Annotated in this window: 24 protein-coding genes; 18 read left to right on the top strand and 6 right to left on the bottom strand. The window is 34.5% G+C overall.

All coding sequences use genetic code 11. From position 1 onward, the window contains the following. Window positions 1-55 precede the first annotated feature (55 nt). The 3 genes from LGQ02_RS10045 to LGQ02_RS10055 all read left to right on the top strand — a co-directional run bounded on the left by LGQ02_RS10045 (window position 56) and on the right by LGQ02_RS10055 (window position 889). Window positions 56-202, top strand: a complete 147-nt coding sequence (locus tag LGQ02_RS10045; RefSeq protein ID WP_226518016.1) for a hypothetical protein — start codon at window positions 56-58, stop codon at window positions 200-202. Between the two features lie 170 nt (window positions 203-372). Continuing rightward, window positions 373-549: a hypothetical protein gene (locus LGQ02_RS10050; RefSeq protein ID WP_226518017.1), complete on the top strand. Its 177-nt coding sequence runs from the start codon at window positions 373-375 to the stop codon at window positions 547-549. A gap of 139 nt (window positions 550-688) precedes the next feature. Then, window positions 689-889, top strand: a complete 201-nt coding sequence (locus LGQ02_RS10055; protein WP_226518018.1) for a cold-shock protein — start codon at window positions 689-691, stop codon at window positions 887-889. Between the two features lie 138 nt (window positions 890-1,027). Here LGQ02_RS10055 and LGQ02_RS10060 read toward each other — a convergent pair whose 3' ends face one another. Then, on the bottom strand, window positions 1,028-1,249 hold the full coding sequence (locus tag LGQ02_RS10060) for a hypothetical protein (RefSeq protein ID WP_226518019.1): 222 nt from the start codon (window positions 1,247-1,249) through the stop codon (window positions 1,028-1,030). A 513-nt stretch (window positions 1,250-1,762) separates the two neighbouring features. Here LGQ02_RS10060 and LGQ02_RS21285 point away from each other — a divergent pair. Continuing rightward, window positions 1,763-1,894, top strand: a complete 132-nt coding sequence (locus LGQ02_RS21285) for a hypothetical protein (protein ID WP_264184014.1) — start codon at window positions 1,763-1,765, stop codon at window positions 1,892-1,894. 60 nt (window positions 1,895-1,954) lie between these two features. Here LGQ02_RS21285 and LGQ02_RS10065 read toward each other — a convergent pair whose 3' ends face one another. Together LGQ02_RS10065 and LGQ02_RS10070 are read right to left on the bottom strand one after the other, a co-directional pair. Continuing rightward, on the bottom strand, window positions 1,955-2,740 hold the full coding sequence (locus LGQ02_RS10065) for an alpha/beta fold hydrolase (protein ID WP_226518020.1): 786 nt from the start codon (window positions 2,738-2,740) through the stop codon (window positions 1,955-1,957). 449 nt (window positions 2,741-3,189) lie between these two features. Next, complete coding sequence (locus LGQ02_RS10070; protein WP_226518021.1) at window positions 3,190-3,384, bottom strand: hypothetical protein; 195 nt, start codon at window positions 3,382-3,384, stop codon at window positions 3,190-3,192. A gap of 241 nt (window positions 3,385-3,625) precedes the next feature. On the opposite strand from LGQ02_RS10070, the gene LGQ02_RS10075 reads away from it, so the two are divergent. Then, entirely contained in the window at window positions 3,626-4,213 is a 588-nt protein-coding gene (locus LGQ02_RS10075) for a DUF421 domain-containing protein (RefSeq protein ID WP_226518022.1), read from the top strand. A 469-nt stretch (window positions 4,214-4,682) separates the two neighbouring features. On the opposite strand, the gene LGQ02_RS10080 is transcribed toward LGQ02_RS10075, so the two are convergent. Beyond that, complete coding sequence (locus tag LGQ02_RS10080) at window positions 4,683-5,573, bottom strand: DMT family transporter (protein WP_226518023.1); 891 nt, start codon at window positions 5,571-5,573, stop codon at window positions 4,683-4,685. A gap of 696 nt (window positions 5,574-6,269) precedes the next feature. Between LGQ02_RS10080 and LGQ02_RS10085 the strand changes: the two genes are divergently transcribed. The 4 genes from LGQ02_RS10085 to LGQ02_RS10100 all read left to right on the top strand — a co-directional run bounded on the left by LGQ02_RS10085 (window position 6,270) and on the right by LGQ02_RS10100 (window position 9,387). After that, complete coding sequence (locus LGQ02_RS10085; RefSeq protein WP_226518024.1) at window positions 6,270-6,800, top strand: hypothetical protein; 531 nt, start codon at window positions 6,270-6,272, stop codon at window positions 6,798-6,800. 364 nt (window positions 6,801-7,164) lie between these two features. Further along, window positions 7,165-7,368, top strand: coding sequence for a type II toxin-antitoxin system RelE/ParE family toxin (locus LGQ02_RS10090; RefSeq protein WP_264184015.1), 204 nt, complete (start codon window positions 7,165-7,167; stop codon window positions 7,366-7,368). A 198-nt stretch (window positions 7,369-7,566) separates the two neighbouring features. Continuing rightward, complete coding sequence (locus LGQ02_RS10095) at window positions 7,567-7,986, top strand: RDD family protein (RefSeq protein ID WP_226518025.1); 420 nt, start codon at window positions 7,567-7,569, stop codon at window positions 7,984-7,986. Between the two features lie 351 nt (window positions 7,987-8,337). Then, a complete protein-coding gene (locus LGQ02_RS10100; protein WP_226518026.1) occupies window positions 8,338-9,387 on the top strand; it encodes a cytochrome-c peroxidase in 1,050 nt (349 codons plus the stop codon). A gap of 121 nt (window positions 9,388-9,508) precedes the next feature. Here the strand turns inward: LGQ02_RS10100 and LGQ02_RS10105 are convergent, their stop codons facing one another. Then, the gene (locus LGQ02_RS10105; protein ID WP_226518027.1) at window positions 9,509-10,231 is read right to left on the bottom strand and encodes a DUF3270 family protein; all 723 of its coding nucleotides are present in this window, start codon (window positions 10,229-10,231) and stop codon (window positions 9,509-9,511) included. A gap of 358 nt (window positions 10,232-10,589) precedes the next feature. On the opposite strand from LGQ02_RS10105, the gene LGQ02_RS10110 reads away from it, so the two are divergent. The 7 genes from LGQ02_RS10110 (at window position 10,590) to LGQ02_RS10140 (ending at window position 16,319) form a co-directional block, all read left to right on the top strand. Then, the gene (locus LGQ02_RS10110; protein WP_226518028.1) at window positions 10,590-11,030 is read left to right on the top strand and encodes a universal stress protein; all 441 of its coding nucleotides are present in this window, start codon (window positions 10,590-10,592) and stop codon (window positions 11,028-11,030) included. 219 nt (window positions 11,031-11,249) lie between these two features. Then, complete coding sequence (locus LGQ02_RS10115; protein WP_226518029.1) at window positions 11,250-12,911, top strand: BCCT family transporter; 1,662 nt, start codon at window positions 11,250-11,252, stop codon at window positions 12,909-12,911. Between the two features lie 38 nt (window positions 12,912-12,949). Next, window positions 12,950-13,072 carry a GNAT family N-acetyltransferase gene (locus LGQ02_RS10120; protein ID WP_226518030.1) on the top strand — a complete coding sequence of 41 codons (123 nt, stop codon included), beginning with the start codon at window positions 12,950-12,952 and terminating at the stop codon, window positions 13,070-13,072. Between the two features lie 800 nt (window positions 13,073-13,872). Continuing rightward, entirely contained in the window at window positions 13,873-14,184 is a 312-nt protein-coding gene (locus tag LGQ02_RS10125; RefSeq protein WP_226518031.1) for a TIGR04104 family putative zinc finger protein, read from the top strand. Window positions 14,185-14,444: 260 nt separating this feature from the next. Continuing rightward, entirely contained in the window at window positions 14,445-14,900 is a 456-nt protein-coding gene (locus LGQ02_RS10130; protein WP_226518032.1) for a GNAT family N-acetyltransferase, read from the top strand. A 136-nt stretch (window positions 14,901-15,036) separates the two neighbouring features. Beyond that, a complete protein-coding gene (locus LGQ02_RS10135) occupies window positions 15,037-15,276 on the top strand; it encodes a hypothetical protein (RefSeq protein ID WP_226518033.1) in 240 nt (79 codons plus the stop codon). 251 nt (window positions 15,277-15,527) lie between these two features. After that, entirely contained in the window at window positions 15,528-16,319 is a 792-nt protein-coding gene (locus LGQ02_RS10140) for a Cof-type HAD-IIB family hydrolase (RefSeq protein ID WP_226518034.1), read from the top strand. 214 nt (window positions 16,320-16,533) lie between these two features. Here LGQ02_RS10140 and LGQ02_RS10145 read toward each other — a convergent pair whose 3' ends face one another. Then, complete coding sequence (locus LGQ02_RS10145) at window positions 16,534-18,312, bottom strand: ABC transporter substrate-binding protein (RefSeq protein WP_226518035.1); 1,779 nt, start codon at window positions 18,310-18,312, stop codon at window positions 16,534-16,536. 119 nt (window positions 18,313-18,431) lie between these two features. On the opposite strand from LGQ02_RS10145, the gene LGQ02_RS10150 reads away from it, so the two are divergent. Both LGQ02_RS10150 and LGQ02_RS10155 read left to right on the top strand, forming a co-directional pair. Then, a complete protein-coding gene (locus LGQ02_RS10150) occupies window positions 18,432-19,256 on the top strand; it encodes an MFS transporter (RefSeq protein WP_226518036.1) in 825 nt (274 codons plus the stop codon). 32 nt (window positions 19,257-19,288) lie between these two features. Next, window positions 19,289-19,699 (top strand): MFS transporter, encoded by a 411-nt coding sequence (locus LGQ02_RS10155; RefSeq protein ID WP_226518037.1) that lies wholly within the window; start codon window positions 19,289-19,291, stop codon window positions 19,697-19,699. The last annotated feature ends 21 nt before the right edge of the window (window positions 19,700-19,720 follow it).

Here is a 19,720-nt window from a genome sequence, read left to right on the forward strand (position 1 = left end):
AGCATACCATGTTTTCGACAAAAAACCTAATAAAATTTAAATAAGAGGGGATTAAATGGATAATGGACAGTTACTTAAAATCATCTTAGAACGATTAGATAAAGTTGACCTGCAGTTTAAAGAAGTGTTAAATAGACAATTTGATCGAATTGAGAAAGGTCAACAGGAAGGTATTAAAAGGTCCTCTTCATTTATTATCTAAGAAGGTTGATGGAGTTATTTTATGACGTTGATTATTTAAGTGAGAAAACATGACACAAAAACAAATAGCCTTGTAATAAAGTTTCCTGCCCCCCAGAACGATAAAGCATTAATGTGCTGGGGGTCAGGTGCGTTATTGAAAAAAAGGAGCGGCAAACCTATGAGGTATTAATGCACGAACTGATTCAAAATAATAAAGAATGGCAACAAAGGTTAAAGGCACTAATGAATGAGCACAACTTGGAGAGATTTATGCCGTTAAAGCATTGTACCATGCTGAAGTTACAGACGGGGGGAGGATCAGAAAGTACAGCGTACTTAATTAGTAGATCTGATTTGACTTTATGAATTTTCTTTGTTACTATAAGGAAGAATTATTTTTGTTCGTGTCTTTAAGGAAAGATTAAGTATTTAAACTTTTCCCCTTTGATAATTGAGCAATAATAGTATTAAATCGTGGAACAGATCCACACAGGAGGAAACAAACATGCAACAAGGTACAGTAAAATGGTTTAACGCAGAAAAAGGATTCGGATTCATCGAGGTAGAAGGTGGAGACGACGTATTCGTACATTTCTCAGCTATTCAAGGCGAAGGGTTTAAAACTTTAGAAGAAGGTCAAACAGTTACTTTTGACGTTGAGCAAGGTCAACGTGGACCTCAAGCTACTAACGTAAACAAAGCATAATTATTTAAGGACTCTTTTATAGAGTCCTTTTTTTAATAGGTAGGAATTTATAAAATGACATCTACCTTCATGCCGCACGTCTCAAAGGAAAAACGCCCTTGAGACATTAAAAAGACTGTGGGGAAGCTAACGCTGTATTTAACGGCTCTTTTCGTATAAATTGTTGCTTTTTAATAACTTAAAGAAGTGAAAGGTGGCGACTCCAGCGGGAACAGCAACGAGCATTACTTCTTCGAACTGCTTGGAGCTGCGACGAGTAACCGCAGGAGCAACGAGCATTACTTCTTTGAACTGCTTGGAGCTGCGACGAGTAACCGCAGGAGCAACGAGCTGAAGATCCACTTCGGAAAGAAAATGCATTTCTTTCCAAAGTTAGCTGAAGCCGTGCCCTCGGCAAAGAAGACACTGTGAACTGGAACGAAGTGAAGAGTGAACAGATGTCGCACTTGTGCTCTGGAGTGAAAGCGTCCGCCTGTAACGGATTCAAAAAAATTAATTTTTTACTAAAAGCAACACTCTTTACCTGCGACGAGTAATCGCAGGAGCAATCTTTTAGAAAACAGCCTTAACAAAAGACTTTCAATCAAACCCTTAAAGGTTTGATTGAAAGTCTTTCTTATTTTTTGTACTGTTCACTGTAAGCTGAATCCTTAATTAAAGAATATGTATAAAAAAAGCTGACTAATTAACGCCGTATCCTAATTAAAACTTAGATATAGACAAATGTTAAAGAAAGTCTATATTTTCGTAATGAATGGATTAGACATTTTAGCCAGCCAAAGAGACAACATGATACAGGTATTAAAATGGTTAGATAGAGCATACCATGTTTTCGACAAAAAACCTAATAAAATTTAAATAACAGGTGATTAAATGGATAATGGACAGTTACTTAAAATCATCTTAGAACGATTTTGTGACGTTGACCTACAGTTTAAAGAAGTGTTAAATAGACTTGATCGAATGGAGAAAACTCAACAGGAAGGTATTAAAAGGTACTCTTAAAGTTATTGAGTGCATACCAACTTGATGTTGACTATTTTTGCTACCTTTTAAATGTTTTCTTTAATTTAAGTGAATCAAGTTTTTCCTTGTCATCCATTCTTTTATTAAAGCATTACATGCATGGGGAGATTTTGTAGGAACTTGATGTTTTGTTTTGTCTACATATACAACCTCAACATCCCGGACTAAATGCCGAAACAAATATTGATAAACTTGAATGTAATGATCGTCAGCACCGTAAATTTTTAATAATGGGACATTCAATTGATGTAACCGGTTTAAGCAGCTGTGATGTAAACCAAGATGGTATTGGCTTGCTAACATTTGTGGATCTGTTCGTTTAATTTCTTGATACAACTCATCAGCATGTTGTTTATCAGTAAAATGATTTTTGGCAAGTGCTGTTGCAAGTAGTGTCATTAACTCATTTTTGGCAGCCCATATACCTATTTGATATTCCTTCTCTAGTAAAAAGGTTTTTACTTCAGGGTAACCGCCAATGAGGATAAGCCCTAATGTTTTTTCAGGATACGTGAGCGCAAATTCTTGGGCGATCAGTGCCCCGTTTGAATAACCACAAACAATAGCATTGTCCACATTATTGGCATCTAAGACTCGTTTCACGTCGTAAGTAAGTTGTGACATCGTAATTGGTTCAGAGCTTCGATCACTGCGACAATCACCTCTTATATCAAACATGATGAGCATGCATACATCCATTAAAGGAATTTGATAACGAAAGGCCAGATGCCCAACTCCAGGAGGTGGAATAAGGATAACGGGTGTTCCCTTTCCTATGGTTTCATAGTAAATAGCTGGTTGGCGCTTTTGTTTCGCATACGGCATTACTTTACGCACCTCCTTATGAAGCGATTCTAAAACGATGTCATATTATGTTATTCCCAACATATCTAGGGATATTAGATCCTCCAACATTTTCTGACTGGTAGTAAAACTTTCAAGAGAATTTTCTTTAGGAGTTGGCATAATAAAAGAGGTGAATCTAATTCTTTAGGTGATGTATATGTTTTATAGTATTTTGGGGAAATTATCGTGTTCATTGCTTCTAACACAGAGCTAATATCAAATCTTTAGTAACCAATAATACTATCAAACTAAGTTTCTTCTTGGCTGTAATGGGGATAAACAATTAAAGGATGTTATGTATTTCTATTCTCATACATACTTTGGACTCAGATCATAAGGAATCACTCCATAGGATAAGCAAATTACTCATCCATGTTGGAGGACTCCTTATTTAGAGTGGAATACTTAGGCTCTTCATTTACTTATTATTAGTTATTACGGTTGTTACGATTGTTTCTGTTATTACGATTGTTTAAATCTTGAGCATCATTTTCATTAGCAAACTCTACATTGTTGTTATTTAAATCATTGTTGTTATTTAAATCATTGTTGTTATTTAAATCATTGTTGTTTTGGTCGTTACGACGGTTATTACGGTTGTTACGGTTGTTGTTGTTAGCCATGACCTTTTCACCTCCTTAACACAAGGTTATTTTGTCAGGGAGGGGAGGTTTTAATTCTCTTTAGTAGGTATTTGCAGATTGTTACTTTTTGGTACTCCATTCGATTTTTAGAGGTAAATAACTTCGAGAAAGTTGGAAATAATTTATGAAGACTTCCTTTTCGTAATCTCACCCCATTATGGTAAAGAAGCTCTCAAGTGAGGGCTTCTTTTCAAACCAATTTTTTCAGAGGAGTGTTTGCATGTTTTTCGATTTCATTTGGGAATCCATTATCTTAGTCTTTACGGGATTTCTACTCCTTAGGATATCAGGTAGAAAATCAATTGCACAAATGACTATTACAACTACAGTTGTGATGATTTCAATTGGTGCAATCATTGTTAAACCAATTATAGAAGATAGTATTATACGAACAATTCTGACGATTGCCATGTTTATTGGAATACTTATATTCATTGAGTATCTACAAGTCAAATTTAACTCTCTTGAGAAAATATTTACAGGTAAGGCAATCCCTGTAATCGAAAATGGTCAAGTAAATATTCAGAACTTAAAAAAAATGCGTTTAACCGTCGATAAATTAGAAATGCAGGTCCGCCAAAATGGTATTTCTAATTTAACCGATATTAAGAATGCTACGATTGAGCCTAATGGTCAGTTAGGATATGAACTTGTGCCAGATGCAAGACCGCTAACGGTAGGAGAGTTTAAAAAATTGATGGGTGGAATGATATTGCAACAAAATCAAACACCAGATATTGATGGAAGCCTCTTTTATGAAGTCAAAAAGAAAAAACATGCTTTCCCTAATCCTGATGATTTAAATTAAGAGAAGCGGAGGGACGGTTCTCTTGCTTCCTTTATAACGGTTCCTGCCCCGCCAGACGATAAAACTTAAACGTACTGGGGACAGGTAATTACAGTCTTTTTAAACCACAGGCTCTGCCTGTGTGAAAATAAACCATTAAGGGGTGTAATAGGAAAAAATCCCCTCTCGTTTATATAATAGAAGTGGCCGCCAAACCAACTTCAGAAAACGAGAGGGATATGCTCATGTCGAGCGACAATAGTTAATCACACACAAGGTGGAATTGTAAGCACAACATTGTGTTTTTACCGAATTATTGAAGGAAGATTATTATTATAGTTCACGCGAAGCAGTTTTTTTGAATAAGTCTAGTACAAGAAGATCGTCAACGTAGACACCGAGACTCCAATGAAGGAGTGGAAGGAATTGTCTGTTACACAGCCTTTCTTTTTCCTTTGGTGACTAATTGTTTATCACTGAGAAAATGCTATTAGTTACTGGGCATAGTCTTTTTCTCGGACTGCTTCACACGAAGTACGGTGACCGTAACCAGAATGAGCACCATTCCAAGAAGTTGTATGGTGGTCAAATGATCTCCGAGAAGCAGAACCCCAAATAATGAAGCTGTCACAGGCTCTATCATAGCGACCATCGAAGCAGTTGAAGGGACAGTCAACCGAAGGCCAATCACATAAAATATAAATGATACTCCAGCCCCTACGAGTCCTAATAGAAGAAACCATCCTATGTCGCTTGACGTCACCACACTAGCTGTTTCGCCATTGTCAGCAAAAAGAAGAAGGATGAGACAAAATGACAAAAAGGCGATGGTTAAGATCGTCTGCGGCTTTCCGATAGAAGAGGCATTTTTAAACCCGAATATAAACAATGCGTAGGAAAGGCCGGCAGCAAGCCCTGCTGCAATTCCTAGAAAACTCACTGAAATCGATTCGGTATTGTAGGCACCTGTAAGCAGAATAATTCCCATAAGTACACCAAAAATGCAGCCCCATTTAAACCAAGTCGAACGTTCTATACGTAATAAAAAGGAGATTAATAGGACGAATAGAGGTGCGGTGTACATTAAAGTAACGGCAACAGCAATGCTTGAGGCTTGGATACTGACAGCATAAAATGTGAAATTTCCAGCTACACCAACACCCGCCAAAAGGGACCAAATGTATAAACGAGTAGAGAAGATAAAATTTTTTTTAAAGCGAAAGAGGAACCACGCGAAAAAACATATAAATCCAACAGCCCCGCGGTAAAAGGAAATCACAATAGGATCCCAGCCCTTGTTCATTAAAATAGCAGCAATTCCCCCACTAATGCCCCAGCATATTGCAGCTAGCATAACTAAACCTACACCTGAAAGTCTCATCGCGTGCCTCCTAAAAATAAGTAATCGTACGATTTTTTGATCACGGTATTAGAAACCTAACGTGACCTTAATAACGTAAATGCAAGGACAAAACACTCCTCATTACGTTCCTAATCAAACATATGTATTTTAAAAAAGGTATAAACTGAAATTCCTTTAATTTCTCATACCTAAACCTAAATTAGCTAGTAAGTAATATGAAAGGACGGTATCGTCTAAAAAAATATATGAAGCCTTACTGTTAGGGCATAGAAGTAAAAAAGTGAAGTTTAATATTACTGAAAGCCTTAAAGGAGTGGGTCGATAAGGCAACTCCTTAATTTGTTAAGGAGCATAATCTTTCATAAGAGATCTGTGTTTTTATGGTGATATGTTAATGAGAGGAGTTAGTATTAAACACATTTATTGTTTTGTGTTTTTGGTTTAATGTCTTAACTTTTTAATTAGAGATTGTAAACGAACAAGCCATTGATCTTATTGCAATTATAAATAGGATTTTATTTTAAATTGGATAAATGATTCCAGTAAATAGGGCTATATGCTCAATCGTTAACGTAAGAACAGTTCCTGACCCCTAGTACGATAAAGCTTTAACGTGTTGGGGGTCAGGTGCGTTATTAAGTAAGAGTACTAGTTATACAAAGGGATAAAATGGTAAAATGGTATTGTTATAATCGAAAGTATAGGAGGGATTTTGTGAATTACCAAAACAGAGTGGCAAATGTTTTATTTTTAATAGGTTTGATTATAATCTTTGCAGGTGCCATATTCGGTTTGTTTTTTGGGATAGCTATAGGTTCGTGGAGTGTTGTTTTTTATTATAGTATAGGTGGATTTATTATCGGTATGCTGTTTATAGGTTTTGGAGAATTAATCGAGAAGCAGACAGAAAATAACACCTTATTTAAAACATATCTCAAGGCTCAAAACATCCAGGTAGATTCCATTAATACTGAAGAAACTGAAGATAATAAAGTTACTAATTTTGGTGGGGAAAATTGGGTACTTCATGATGATGATCGAGAACAGTTACATAAATTCTTTGAAAAAAAGGGAGAAAAAATCCAAGAAATCATACCCACTCCAAAACACGAATATTGTCTTGTGAAAATTAATGATGAGTATGTATTAGTTAAGGCTGGTACGTTTATTTCATACTACAAAGATGGTATAGACAAATTTCCAGAGATTAAAACTTGGTTTGAAAATAACATTAAGAATAAATGAGATCATAATTAGAACAAGAGGGGCAGCTTTGTAAATGTGAACCCGTGTATTTATCATTCTATGTTTATAGTGATGAAATATATGTAACAAAATGGTAATTGTACTATAATAATGATAACTTGAAAGAGAGGTATGATTAATTAAGTACAAAAGAAGAAGTAATAAAGTTAATAAAGGATTTACCGGAGAATGCAACCCTTGAAGATATTATGAGATAGCTTTATGTGAGATCAAAGATTGATAAAGGAATTCAAGAATTAAACGCGGGAAAAGTTGTTTCTCATGATGAAGTTAAGGAGAAATTAGGGAAATGGCTAAAACATAATGTAATTATATAGCTGAAGACTCGGAAGAATATGCAAGAATGTTCGCAAGGAGTATAATTGATTCCATTGAAACTACGGCTGACTTCCCATACTCTGGTGGAATAGTTCCCGAGATGAAAAATGAAATGATTAGAGAGAAAGTCTTAACGAACTATAGAATCATTTATCGAATTAACAAGGATTCAATAGAAGTTGTTCGAATCATTTACAATGCTAGGAATTTTAAAGATATAAACCAATAAACATCATGGCTTGAGAAAATGGCTATGATGTTATTTTTATTCTAATTGTGAATTCCTGACCCCCAGTACGATAGAGTGTTAACGTGGTGGGGGTCAGGCGTATTCTTAGGTCAATCAGGGTATGATAATTAGAAAGTATGTTAATGATTGATGTGAATAGGCAACATTTAAACGTTCATTTGGAAGTGGAGTGATTGTATGGCAAATGAAGTTTATGCAGGGTTCTTGAGAAGGTTCTTTGCCTTTTTTATCGATATGGTGCTCATTCTGTATCCACTTAATTTATTTAACCACCTTGTATTCGGCTTGGGGGAGAGGCAGGAGACGATCTGGTTTAACATTCCCATTTTCGTCATCTGGTCTTTGTATAGAATCGTTTTGCCCGTAACAAAGCTTCAAGGTACAGTTGGTAAAGCGCTTTTCGGTTTGAAATTGGTCGACCAAGAAGGGGATAAATTAACTATAGCTAAGTCCGCTGGAAGATATTTAAGTGAATTTCTTTCACTCATATTTTTTATTGGTTATTTAATGGTGGCTTTTACTGAAAGGAAAACAGGGCTCCATGATAAACTGGCGAAAACGTATGTCGTATATAAGAAAAATGTGTTGCATAGTTAAGATGGTTTAATGTGAGTCATATCTTTCAATTATTATAGAAAAAAAGTGAATTCATTACATTGTAACTGATAATTCTAAGATCATTTTTTAATGAAAAATTGTGAATGTAATATCCATTTAACACTTGTGTGTGAAGTCTATGAGGGCTCTTCACACTTTTTTTATGTGAAAAATACCTCACCTTTACACTATTTATACAGTTTATAATCTGTAAAATAACATAATTTACCAACTGTCATAAATTATTCAAATATATCTACTTAATTTTAATAATAACTAAATTATAATTATGATAAGAAAGGAGGAGAAACAATATAAAAATAAATATTTTAATGGAGGGGGAACTTAATTATGATGAAAAAGTTTATTTTATCCATGTTAGCAATTACTTTGAGTGGGATTTTTGTCGCTTGCTCTGATGAATTATCGTCAGGTGACATGGATGAAGATCTTACAGATCTTGTAGAAGAACTATTAAGTAACGACCAATTAGTACCACTTGGAGACATTCCAATACCAGAGGATAACCCAATGATTTCAGAGGTGCTGCATTTAGGTGAAGTGTTATATTTTGATAAGCGTCTTTCCGGAAATGATCAAGTGAGTTGTATGAGCTGCCACATTCCAGAATTGGGGTATGGAGATGGCAGAGCAACATTTGAAACATTTGATGGCGGGGATGGGCCGAGAAACTCACCAACGATTATTAATTCAGGCTATTATACCTCTAATTTTTGGGATGGTCGTGCTAGTTCTCTTGAAGAGCAGGCATTAGGACCGATTGAAGATCCAAATGAAATGAACATGTTGCTAGATGATCTTATTCCAAAATTACAAGGTATTGAAGGGTACGAAGAGTTATTTATAGAAGCAGGATTTGATGAAATTACACCTGAAGCGATTGGGAAAGCACTTGCTGCGTTTCAACGACAGATTGTTGTAAAAGATACATCGTATGACCGTTTCCTAAAAGGTGAAACAGATGCCCTTACAAATCAAGAAATTCGTGGCTTAGACCTTTTTGCAGGAGAAGCCGGTTGTATAAATTGCCACAATGGGGAAAATTTATCGGATAATCAATTTTACAATGTTGGTTTAGACACAGATGATGAAGGTCGATATGCTGTAACAGGAGATGAAGCCGATAAGGGAGCAATCCGAACTCCTGGCTTATACGGTATTACTCATACTGGCCCGTACATGAGTGATGGCAGTATTCGAACATTAGAAGAAGTGATAGAGTTTTACAATCGTGGTGGGGATGGACATCCAAATACGGATTCGCTCATCTTTGAGTTGAATCTAACCGATCAAGAAAAAGAAGATTTATTGGCATTTTTAGAAGTATTGGGTGGCGAGCCACCGATGTTCTCAAAGCCAGAACTTCCTGGAGATGACTAAGGAATGAGAGAAAGTTACTTGTCATAAATAATCTCCCTATATCAAAAAAGCTGGTCTCTATTAGAAATAAAGACTAGCTTTTTATTATTTCTATTTTTTAGCTTGCTTAAAAGGTTTCCATTTACCATTCAAAAAAGAATTTTAACACCATCGTCGCACTTGTATACAAAATAACTCCAAAAGCGAAGGTAGGGAAATGAGCTTCGCGGTGTCTAGGTAATTCGTTGCTAAGAACGTTGAGGATCATTGCTCCAGAGATAAAAGCAAAAATGATGGCTTCAATTAAATAAGACATTGCAAGCCACATCCCGACCATCCATCCAATTAGCACACCTGAAGCCATGATGAAACGTCCGATTTTAATATAAAGATAAGGGTTGTAACGCCATAAGTCGTGGGCAACGACTAAGAAATGAAGACCGATTGCGGTTGCATAAAAAATTGCCTGAACGCCACTAATATCTGTGGAAACAATGCTGTAAGAAATAAGCATGTTATAGATGGCAAAGAAAATCACTTGTACCCAAAAACGAGGTTCACGACTCGCTTTTTTACTTTGTATCCCTTCTTCTGCATACTTTTGAACACCGTAGAAAAGAAGTAAACCTATTAAACCAACAAAATAAAGTTCAGTTTGTGTCGCCAATCTACCATACTCTTCTTTAATAGCGTGTTGATGGTCATGAAAATTAGGCAAAACATACACGAAAACATAGGCAGCGGCCATCCCGCCGACAAATGAAATCCACATTTTCCGTTTCAATTTATCCGATGGTATGAATCGATAAGCAAACAAATAAATGATTGCATAAAATAAGCCGATCATGATTATTTCAAAAGACATTTTTAACTCCTCACTCTTCGAAAATCACCTTTTCAATATTTTTACTATAACCTTAAATGGACTTTAGAAAGTAATGAAACAAAGAGCTTTCATTAAAGCGTCATAACTTTATGACAACTTGGTGAATCGGTAGAAATCCTAATTGAAGGACAAAGTACTGTACTTGTTGACACGTCATCGATGCTTAAGGCCTTTCAAATTTTTTACACCTCATAGCCTATGTAGTGTAACTCTTAATCTTTCCTTTTGTTTGATTTCACGAAAAATTCAAAAAGTAATGACCTTTTAGTGAAATCGCCCTTTTACCATATTTTAGAACATTGCCGTGTGGTATCTTTCAGTTAAGGAGGGGGTTAATATGAATTGTACGAAAATATTAGTAGCTTTTGACGGATCTCAAACGAGTAAAAAAGCGGTTGAACGAGCGAAAATCATTGCAAGAAACGATGAAAGTATTGAAGTTATCGTTGTCACTGCTTGGGACCTTCCTAATACGCCTTATGATAGCTTTACTTACCATGACTTACTAGAAAAATATAAAGAGAGTGGCTTTGAAAGAAAAAAAGAAGTTGAACAGTTACTTGAAGACTTAAGTAATAAAGTGGACGTTCAAGTATTAAGAGGCCATGCTGCAAATTCAATTTTAAGATTTGCTAAAGAAAATAAAATAGATTTGATCATTATCGGAAATCGAGGGTTAGGTGGAATACAAAGATTCTTTCTCGGAAGTGTCAGTTTTCAAGTCGTTCAAAAAGCAGATTGTGATGTTTTAGTTGTCAAAAATGATTCTGAAGAATAGTGCCACTTTGGAAAAGTCGTTCGTTTGTTAAATGAATTTCTATTGTAGGATTCCCTTAATATCTTATATAAGTGAGGCCACACATGTGAAATTATACACATGTGTGGCTTAATGACGGCATAAACTTTACTAGCCGTAAAACGCTGTGACAATTCTTCTCCATTGTTGAGGATACAGACCAAAAACCGTGTAAATAGATTAGAAAAGTGAGTGGTATATATGAGATATCATTATGACACGAAAAAACCGGGCATTGTTTTTGCTGTCGCCACAGTCCTCATTTTGTTATTTGTCGCGTGGGGAGGATTTAATGCTGATCATCTCGATTACATAGCTACAAATGTACTTGCATTTACATTGGATACGTTCGGTTGGTTCTATATGATAACAGTTACTTTTCTAGTTTTTATTTGTATATTCTTGGCGTTTAGTAATTATGGAAAAATAAAATTAGGAAAGGAAGACGACGAACCGGAATACACGTTTTATACATGGTTAGGGATGTTATTTTCCGCAGGGGTCGGTGTTGGCTTTGTCTTTTGGGGAGTAGCAGAACCTCTTCTCTATTATATGGATCCACCACCAGGTACCACACCAGAAACAGCAGAAGCTGCACAAATAGGCATGCAATACTCTGTTTATCATTGGGCGCTGCATGCATGGGCAATTTTTGGTTTTGTTGGATTAGTGTTAGCAGACGTCCAATATCGGCAAAATCAACCTGCGCTTATTAGCTCTGCATTTTACCCATTAATAGGTGAACGTATTAAAGGTAAGCTAGGGAAAGTAATTGATATTTTAGCTGTGATTGCTACCGCAATGGGTGTTGCAACCACATTCGGTCTAAGCGCCTTACAAATTAGCGGTGGATTGTCACACATATTAGACGTTCCTAATAATATTTACTCACAATTATTGATTATTTTGATAGTCTCTGGGTTATTTATGATTTCAGCAGCGTCTGGTTTAAATAAAGGGATCCGTATTTTAAGTATAATTAATTTATCATTAGCGGGCTTACTACTTATTTTTATGTTATTTGCTGGACCGACGCTGTTTATTTTAGAAAAATTTATGTCCACGCTCGGTGGCTATTTACAACATATCATCCCTATGAGCTTATCAATGTACCCATATGCTGAAAGCAATTGGCTCGGGGGAGCGACAATTTTTTACTGGGCTTGGCACATATCGTGGGCACCATTTATGGGGATTTTCATTGCACGCATTTCAAGGGGAAGAACTGTAAGGGAATTTATTTTAGGTGTGCTGATCGTACCGTCATTGATTGCAATCATATGGTTTAGTACGTTTGGTGGCTCTGGCTTTTATTTAGAAATTTTTCAAGGAATTAGTATAGGTAATGTTGTGATGAACGAAGTGGAACTCGTTTTATTTACAACATTAGCTGAATTTCCAATCGGAGCAATCACGAGTTTTCTCGCTGTTCTCCTAATTATCATTTTCTTTATTACGTCAGCTGACTCTGCTTCCTATGTACTAGGTGTTTTGACATCGAAAGGAAGCTTAGAACCGAATATATTTGCAAGACTCATATGGGGGATTTTGATTGCAAGTATTGCAAGCGTCCTTTTAGTAAGCGGGGGATTAGAAGGGTTGCAAAATGCATCGATCATTGCGGCTCTACCATTTACGTTCATTATCTGTTTTATGATGGTCGCCTTATTTAAATCGTTGAATTGGGATATGAATGTCATAAGAACGCAGGAAAAGGAGCGGGATAAACAAGAGATTTTTAGTGAAATGAGACAAGAATTTATCGATTCGGAAAAAACGAAGAAAACAAAACCAAGAAAGAGAGTCATGAGTTTAAGAAATAAAAGTAAATGGAAGAGGAATAGAAGTGATCATGAAGGATAAAAAATGGTTCCTGACCCCCAGTGCGATAAAGCTTTAACGTGCTGGGGGTCAGGCGCGTTGAAGAATACAGAGGTAAAGGTATAGGTCGCCAACTTCTTGATACAGCAGAAAAAAACGCCAAAGAGAAGGCTGCAAAAAAAAGCACTTTTAACCACTTTTGAATTTCAAGCTCGTTCTTTTTATGAAATCAAAGGATATCAAGTTGTAGGTGAAATTAAAGATTACCCTCCTGGTAGCAGTTAATATACTATGGTAAAAACACTTAATAAATAGAATTTCTTATTCCATTAACGGAGAGAGTTTCTTTAATAAGAGACGCTCTTTTTTTCGTCCAAATAAAAGGAAAATAATGAGCTTTAATGTAAAGGTTTGTTTAAGAGGGCGAAACCTATTGCAAATAAATTCGTAGATAATATTAATGGTTATTTTTTTGTGATGGAGTGTAGTTTGGAATTCATTTTAAATAACCGAAGCAGAAGTGAATGATAACAATTATCTTTTATTAGTTATTCAACCAGAACGGGTAAGCTTATTTCAGAGAAGGAAGTGTAGCTTTCCTTGTTAAAGTAATGGGGGGGTTTTACAAATTCTAATTGAAATTTTTATTATTGCAATAATCACTTTCGTGTTTTTTTATTTTTTACGTAAAGCATCAGATATTCATTATGAAAATTACGGTTCATATTCAGGAACGAAGGGGAACACAAAAATGTGCTCATCGTGCGGAAAAAAAATGAATGAAACATATCGTGGAGAAAAAACCCTTACTATTTGTAATAATTGCCGATAAACTACTCAGATCAAGAGTTATTTTTTGGAAAACATTCTTATAAATTCATCTTCAACGGACGGAGAGCGATAACTTAATAAAGGTTATCGCTTATTGTGTTAACGAGCATGTTTCTGAAAAAAGATAAGATAGCAAATAAATTTATTTTAAGTTTCTATTAGGGGGGAGATTATGAGTTTACCAATATGTAACAAATGTGGTGTGCAAATGAAATGGAAAAAAATCATTAAATCATTGTGGTTAGGATACAAACCTATTAATTGCGAGAAATGTAATACAAAACACGAAATAACTTTCTCTTCCAGGTCTTTAGTAGCTTTTTTAACCGTTTTTCCGATAATATCTTCAAGTTTGATTTTAGCAAATTATTTCCATTTAAACATCTTTGTAACTATAATTATTGCGATTTCAATTTCTATATTCTTTTCTTTGTTTTTGCCATATATGGTTAAATATAAAGAAAGTTCTAATGACGGGATGTAATTGATGCAGCCCGTTTTTTGCACTTCGCAAAATGGAAAATGATATTAAAATAAAAGGGGCTTTAACGTGATAAGGATAATAGGTTATACGGTCATCTAAGAAATAACATGGGGAGGTAATAATTATGGAAATTAGATTGGAAAAATTACAGGCAGCTGATACTAAAATGCGAAGACAACGACTAACAATATAGCTTCACAAAATGTCTTGTAAAATAGTGGGTTTAAGCATATATCAACAAATTTGGAGGGGGGATACATATGGGAAAATATGATGTAAAGCAAATATATAATCTGTTGAATTTTGATCTGGGTCATTTAGTAAAGGAAAGCAAAGAAGATGGTTTTCGTTTTGTAGAAAGATTAGTAAATGATTATAAAAATGGCAGTAATACTTTTAATAATTCTGGAGAAGGCTTATTTGGCGTGTTTAGTGAAGAAGGTATCCTTGTTGCTATTGGTGGATTAAATATAGACCCATTTTCAAATGATCAATCTATTGGTAGGTTGAGAAGGTTTTATGTTAGTAAGGAGCATAGGAGAAACGGTGTAGGGAGTCTTTTGGTAAAAAAGATCATTGACGAAGCAAAAGGTTATTATAAAATTTTGGTGCTAAATACAGATACGGAACAGGCTGATAAATTTTATACTTCTTTAGGATTTTCAAAGGAAAATCATTATCCAAATTCAAGCCACTTTATGGAGTTTAAAAGCTAAGGTGTTATTCTACTAACGGAGAGCATAACACAAGAATCTGTCGCTGGTTCTTGTTCCGAAATACGTGACTTTTGAACAAAAAGTAAAGAGGTTTCAAAGACAGATTTGAAATTATAAGGGAGGTTTAGGTTAGCAAATGGGTATTTTTATAGTGATTTTATTAATATTATCCCTGTTTATTAGTTTTGTCTTACTTTATATTTATAATGAAGAGAAATCGGGAACAGAAATCATTGCTTTTTCAATTCTCATGGTCTTTACTGGCTTTGTTTTTTATTACATTGACCAGCATGGAATGTTTGGACATTTTATTGGTTTAGGATTAGTGTTAGTAGGATTCTTTTTGGGAGGTATGCGTTTTCTGTTTAAACCCTAACTTATCGGAAAAATGGCGGGAAATTTATCGTTGAATGCAGTAAATTGTGAATAAATACACTCAAACTAAAAGGAGCATTAGTTGAACAAGTAAAAGACAAGAAGATATGTAAGCTGTGATAGTTAAAGAAGATTTAGTAAGGAAGAATCATTAAAAAACCATTTCAAAAGTAGAATTTAAAGAAGAGATAATAAAAGTATTGGATAAAGAAAATCATCCATTTTTTATGACATTTTAAACGAGGTGGGTATTTGAGTTACAAATTATTAGCTTTAGATGTAGACGGGACGCTATTAAATCAAAGTGGTAAATTAACAACGAAAACGATTGAAGCTGTTAAGAAGGCATATGATTCTGGAATACATGTTGTTATTTCCACTGGAAGAAGTTTAGACCAGACACGTCCTATATTAGATGAATTGGGAATAGAGGGGATAATTGTATCCCACAATGGTGCAACTACATTGAAAACTGATACAAAAGAAATTATTCATGAATTTTCCTATGACATTAAAGAATTGACTGAAATCATTGAGTATTGCAGAAGAAAGGATATTCATTTTTATGTATGCACTGCCCATAATTTATATGTAGAAAGAATGGACGATTATCAAACAAAGTTATTTAAAAAATATAACTTGGTCCATACAATGCATGATAACGTATTAAGTATTAATGAAAAAGTGGCAAAGTTTACAGTAGATGACCAGCAAAGAGTAGATGGATGGAGAGAGATTAATATTGAAAATTTACGTAAGTCAAGTGATGGATTCTTCCAAGATATCGTTCACCCACAAGCTCATAAAGCGAGTGCTCTAGAGCAAGTACTTAGGAAACTTGGGGTGGGTAAATTAGAAATGATAGCTATTGGTGATTATTACAACGATTTAGAAATGATAGAATATGCAGGTTTAGGTATTGCAATGGGAAATGCCCCAGATGACTTTAAAGAAAAAGCAGATGCAGTGACTTCCTCAAATGACGAGGACGGTGTTTACCATGCATTAGAGAAGTACCTTTTTAGTAATAAATCAGAAGTTTAATTGTAAAATAGTAGGTTGTTCTTATTAAACAAACACTTCCCTTAGTGGAAGAGTAAAAATTAGATCAACATAAAAATGGCTCGGTTCACTAGATGTGTAAACCGAGCTATTATCATATTGATTCCACAAATTAATCGAGTTGCAAATACAGTTAGAAATCACTCTGCATTTTTAATCGCAATTATGGATCTCCAGATTCTTCTTTCGTATTTGGCTAAAAAATAATCATATGAGGTTGAAGATTTCCACTTGAATCAACTTTAATCCAAGTTTTACGAAAGTCAATCCACCCATAGTTGTTAACCTCTAACCCCTTCATTAATTCGGAAAACTGAGGTTCATCAAACGTATGGTAACTATATAAAATTAAAAGCTGGTTTGTTATAAAATGCTCTATCCGGTCATAAATCTGCTTTCTGGCTTTAAAGTTTTTTTCTTTTTTTGCTAACTCAAGTGATAAATCAACTCTGTTTAAATATTCATCATTAAAAAATTGTCTTACAATAGGGTTGCGATGATATAAATTAAACATTGCGATGTCATAATTTTCATCCATAATGACACCTCCATATAATATGTCGGTGTTTATTAGTGTTTCCTTGTTTTGTAATTGAGAAATAGATGATTTTCGAATATTAATGTTAACACCGACCTTCTCACATTGCACCTTAAACCATTGAACATCCTCTAAGAATGGTTTGTAATCAAATACAGTTAGAAAAAGACCCTCTCCTTGGTAATTACTCATATTTAGGTATTTTTTCGCTTCTTCTATTGATGAATGTTCTATTTTATTTACACTTGCACTGTTAAAAGGAGTAAAACTAGATGAGGGGAACGCTCTTTCCCCTTTCAAATCAGTGATCAATTGTTTCTTGTCTAAAAGCGTATTTAGTGCCTTCCTGAAGTAATACTCATTATGTATACCCTTTTTTCTAAAATTAAAGAAAAAACAATAGCTCCCGTTTTCTATACGATTTTGATTAAAAGTTTTTTCTGATTTTTTGTTTTCCTCAATAAATGTCATTTTTTCTTTTATACGAGGTGTAAATAAAATGTCAACCTGATCTAAAAATGCTCGTTCCTTAAAGTATTTTTGAAAAACATTTAAAGTTAATTTTTCATTAGTATGCTTTGTAACTTGAAATGGACCAGAACCAATTGGCATAGTGGCCTCAAAGGGAACGTCTCCTGGTAGAATTGATGCATAAATAGAACTTAATAGGTATGGAAAAACATAATTATGTTTATACAAATAAAAGTTTACTGTATAAAGACCTTTTGCTTCCACATACTGTATATCCTCAAATAATGATTTCAAAACAGGGCTATCTTCTTTTATTAATCGATTGAACGTATAAACAACATCTTCAGAAGTTAATTCCTTTTGATGATGAAACATTACTCCTTTACGTAAATAAAAAGTCCATTTCAATCCGTCTTTGTTTTCCCAGTAATGGACGAGGTGGGGCACTACACTTTTTGCTTTTTCATCATATAAAACGAGGCGATCAAAAATTTGGGTTACTAAATGCGCTTCATTTACTATAGAGACTTTAGCAGGATCTAACGTATTTATCTCAGAAGGGTGTGAGATTGTTAAAATATCTTTTTGACCTTTTTCTTTTGTTATAGAGCGGAAACCAAACTGACTTTCAAAGAGATTGTACAAAGATATCATTGTTTCATTCGGAAAATCTGCTGAAGAGATAAATTCATAACCGCTTTCTAACCCTTTTTCGTTAATTAGTGTAAGCAAATGTTCGTTTGCGGCATTAGTTAACGATTTTTTGAAGGTAAGTCTAGATTTTTTCCCTCTACCTCGTTGTGAAATCCAGGTAATCAAATCATTTTCTTTTAGTTTATTTAAAATAATATTGGCATTTCTCATTGTACAACAAAGTATTTGTGATACTTCTGAAATAGAGGATTGAGTTTCTTTTCCTTCTTTTACATGAAGGTAGTGTTTTTTTAATTTTAAATAATGCTCCAATGCGTTCATGATTTACTTCCTCCTGGGAAACCCCTGAAAAATATGAAATGCTTTTCAATCACTTTACACTTTTTATTCATATTTTTAAAGTTTAAAGTTGTTTCAGGGAGGAGAACTAGATGACATCAAAGTTTAAAGTATTTATATTTTTATCAATTTCGCACTTTATTTCACTATTAGGTTCAGCGATGACTCGATTTGGACTTGGAGTATTTGCTTTCCAAGAAACAGGGCAAGTTTTTAATTTTGCTCTAGTATTAGTGTTTGGTTTTTTGCCAGGTATTATATTAAGTCCTTTAGCGGGTGTATGGATTGATCGGAAGGGACCACGATTACTATTGTTAGTAGGTAATATGATAGGTACAGTAGCGATATTCAGTGCTAGTATGTTAATCATTACAACCAATCTAAATATGTGGCAAATAATGATTATTACGTCTGCATTATCTTGTGTTTCAGCTTTACAAAGCCCTGCTTTACATACCCTTGTACCAATGCTAATTCCTGAAGGTTCGATGTCAAGGGCTAATGGCATACTATCGACAGTAACATCTGCAAGTGATGTACTTGGTCCAGTAACAGGAGGTATCTTGATCGCATTTAGTGGATTAACTCTAATTATATTTATTGATTTATTAACGTATATAATCGTTTTAATAACTATTTTAATGTTATGGACGAAATTATCTGTGTCATTGAATGAACAATCAAGAGATCAAGATAACGTAATAAACAATACATGGAGCAGAGATTTTAAAGACGGTTTTTCTTATCTTACTAATAATAAACCATTGTTCCACCTTGTTTTGTTGTTTACATGTCTTAATATGGCGATGGGATTTCATAGTGTTTTAGGGCAGCCTTATATTTTAAGTATTGGAACTGTCCAGGATTATGGGATGCTAAGTTCTTTGTTTGGTTTAGGAATGGTTATTGGGGATTAAGTACAATTATTAAAAAAATTGGTGATAGGAAATTGAATATTATATTCGTGTCAATGGTTATCATTGGTTTAGCTTTTTCTTTTGTAGGTCTATCATCATATCTATGGTTTATAGGTACTGCATGGTTTTGTATTGGTTTATTTATTCCAATCGTAAATACGGTTGTAGTCACTATTTTTCAACAGCAATCAAAGCCTAATATGCTAGGAAGAGTTTTTTCTATTGCTAGAATGATGGCTTGGATTTCCCTGCCCCTTGCTCAAGTTTTAGCAGGAGTATTTGCAGATCAACTAGCACTATATTTAGGGGGTGTTTTAGTTAATCCGCTTGGTACATTGTACATATTAGTAGGATTAATAATTGTAGGTATAATCATTATTTTTTCAAGGTTACCTTCATTGAAACGTTTAAATTCAGCTGAAACAAAAGCTAACACGGCTTAATAAAGTAAAGAGGAGGAATTA

It is taken from the genome of Bacillus shivajii (genome assembly GCF_020519665.1).
GTDB classification, from domain to species: Bacteria; Bacillota; Bacilli; order Bacillales; family Salisediminibacteriaceae; genus Bacillus_CA; species Bacillus_CA shivajii.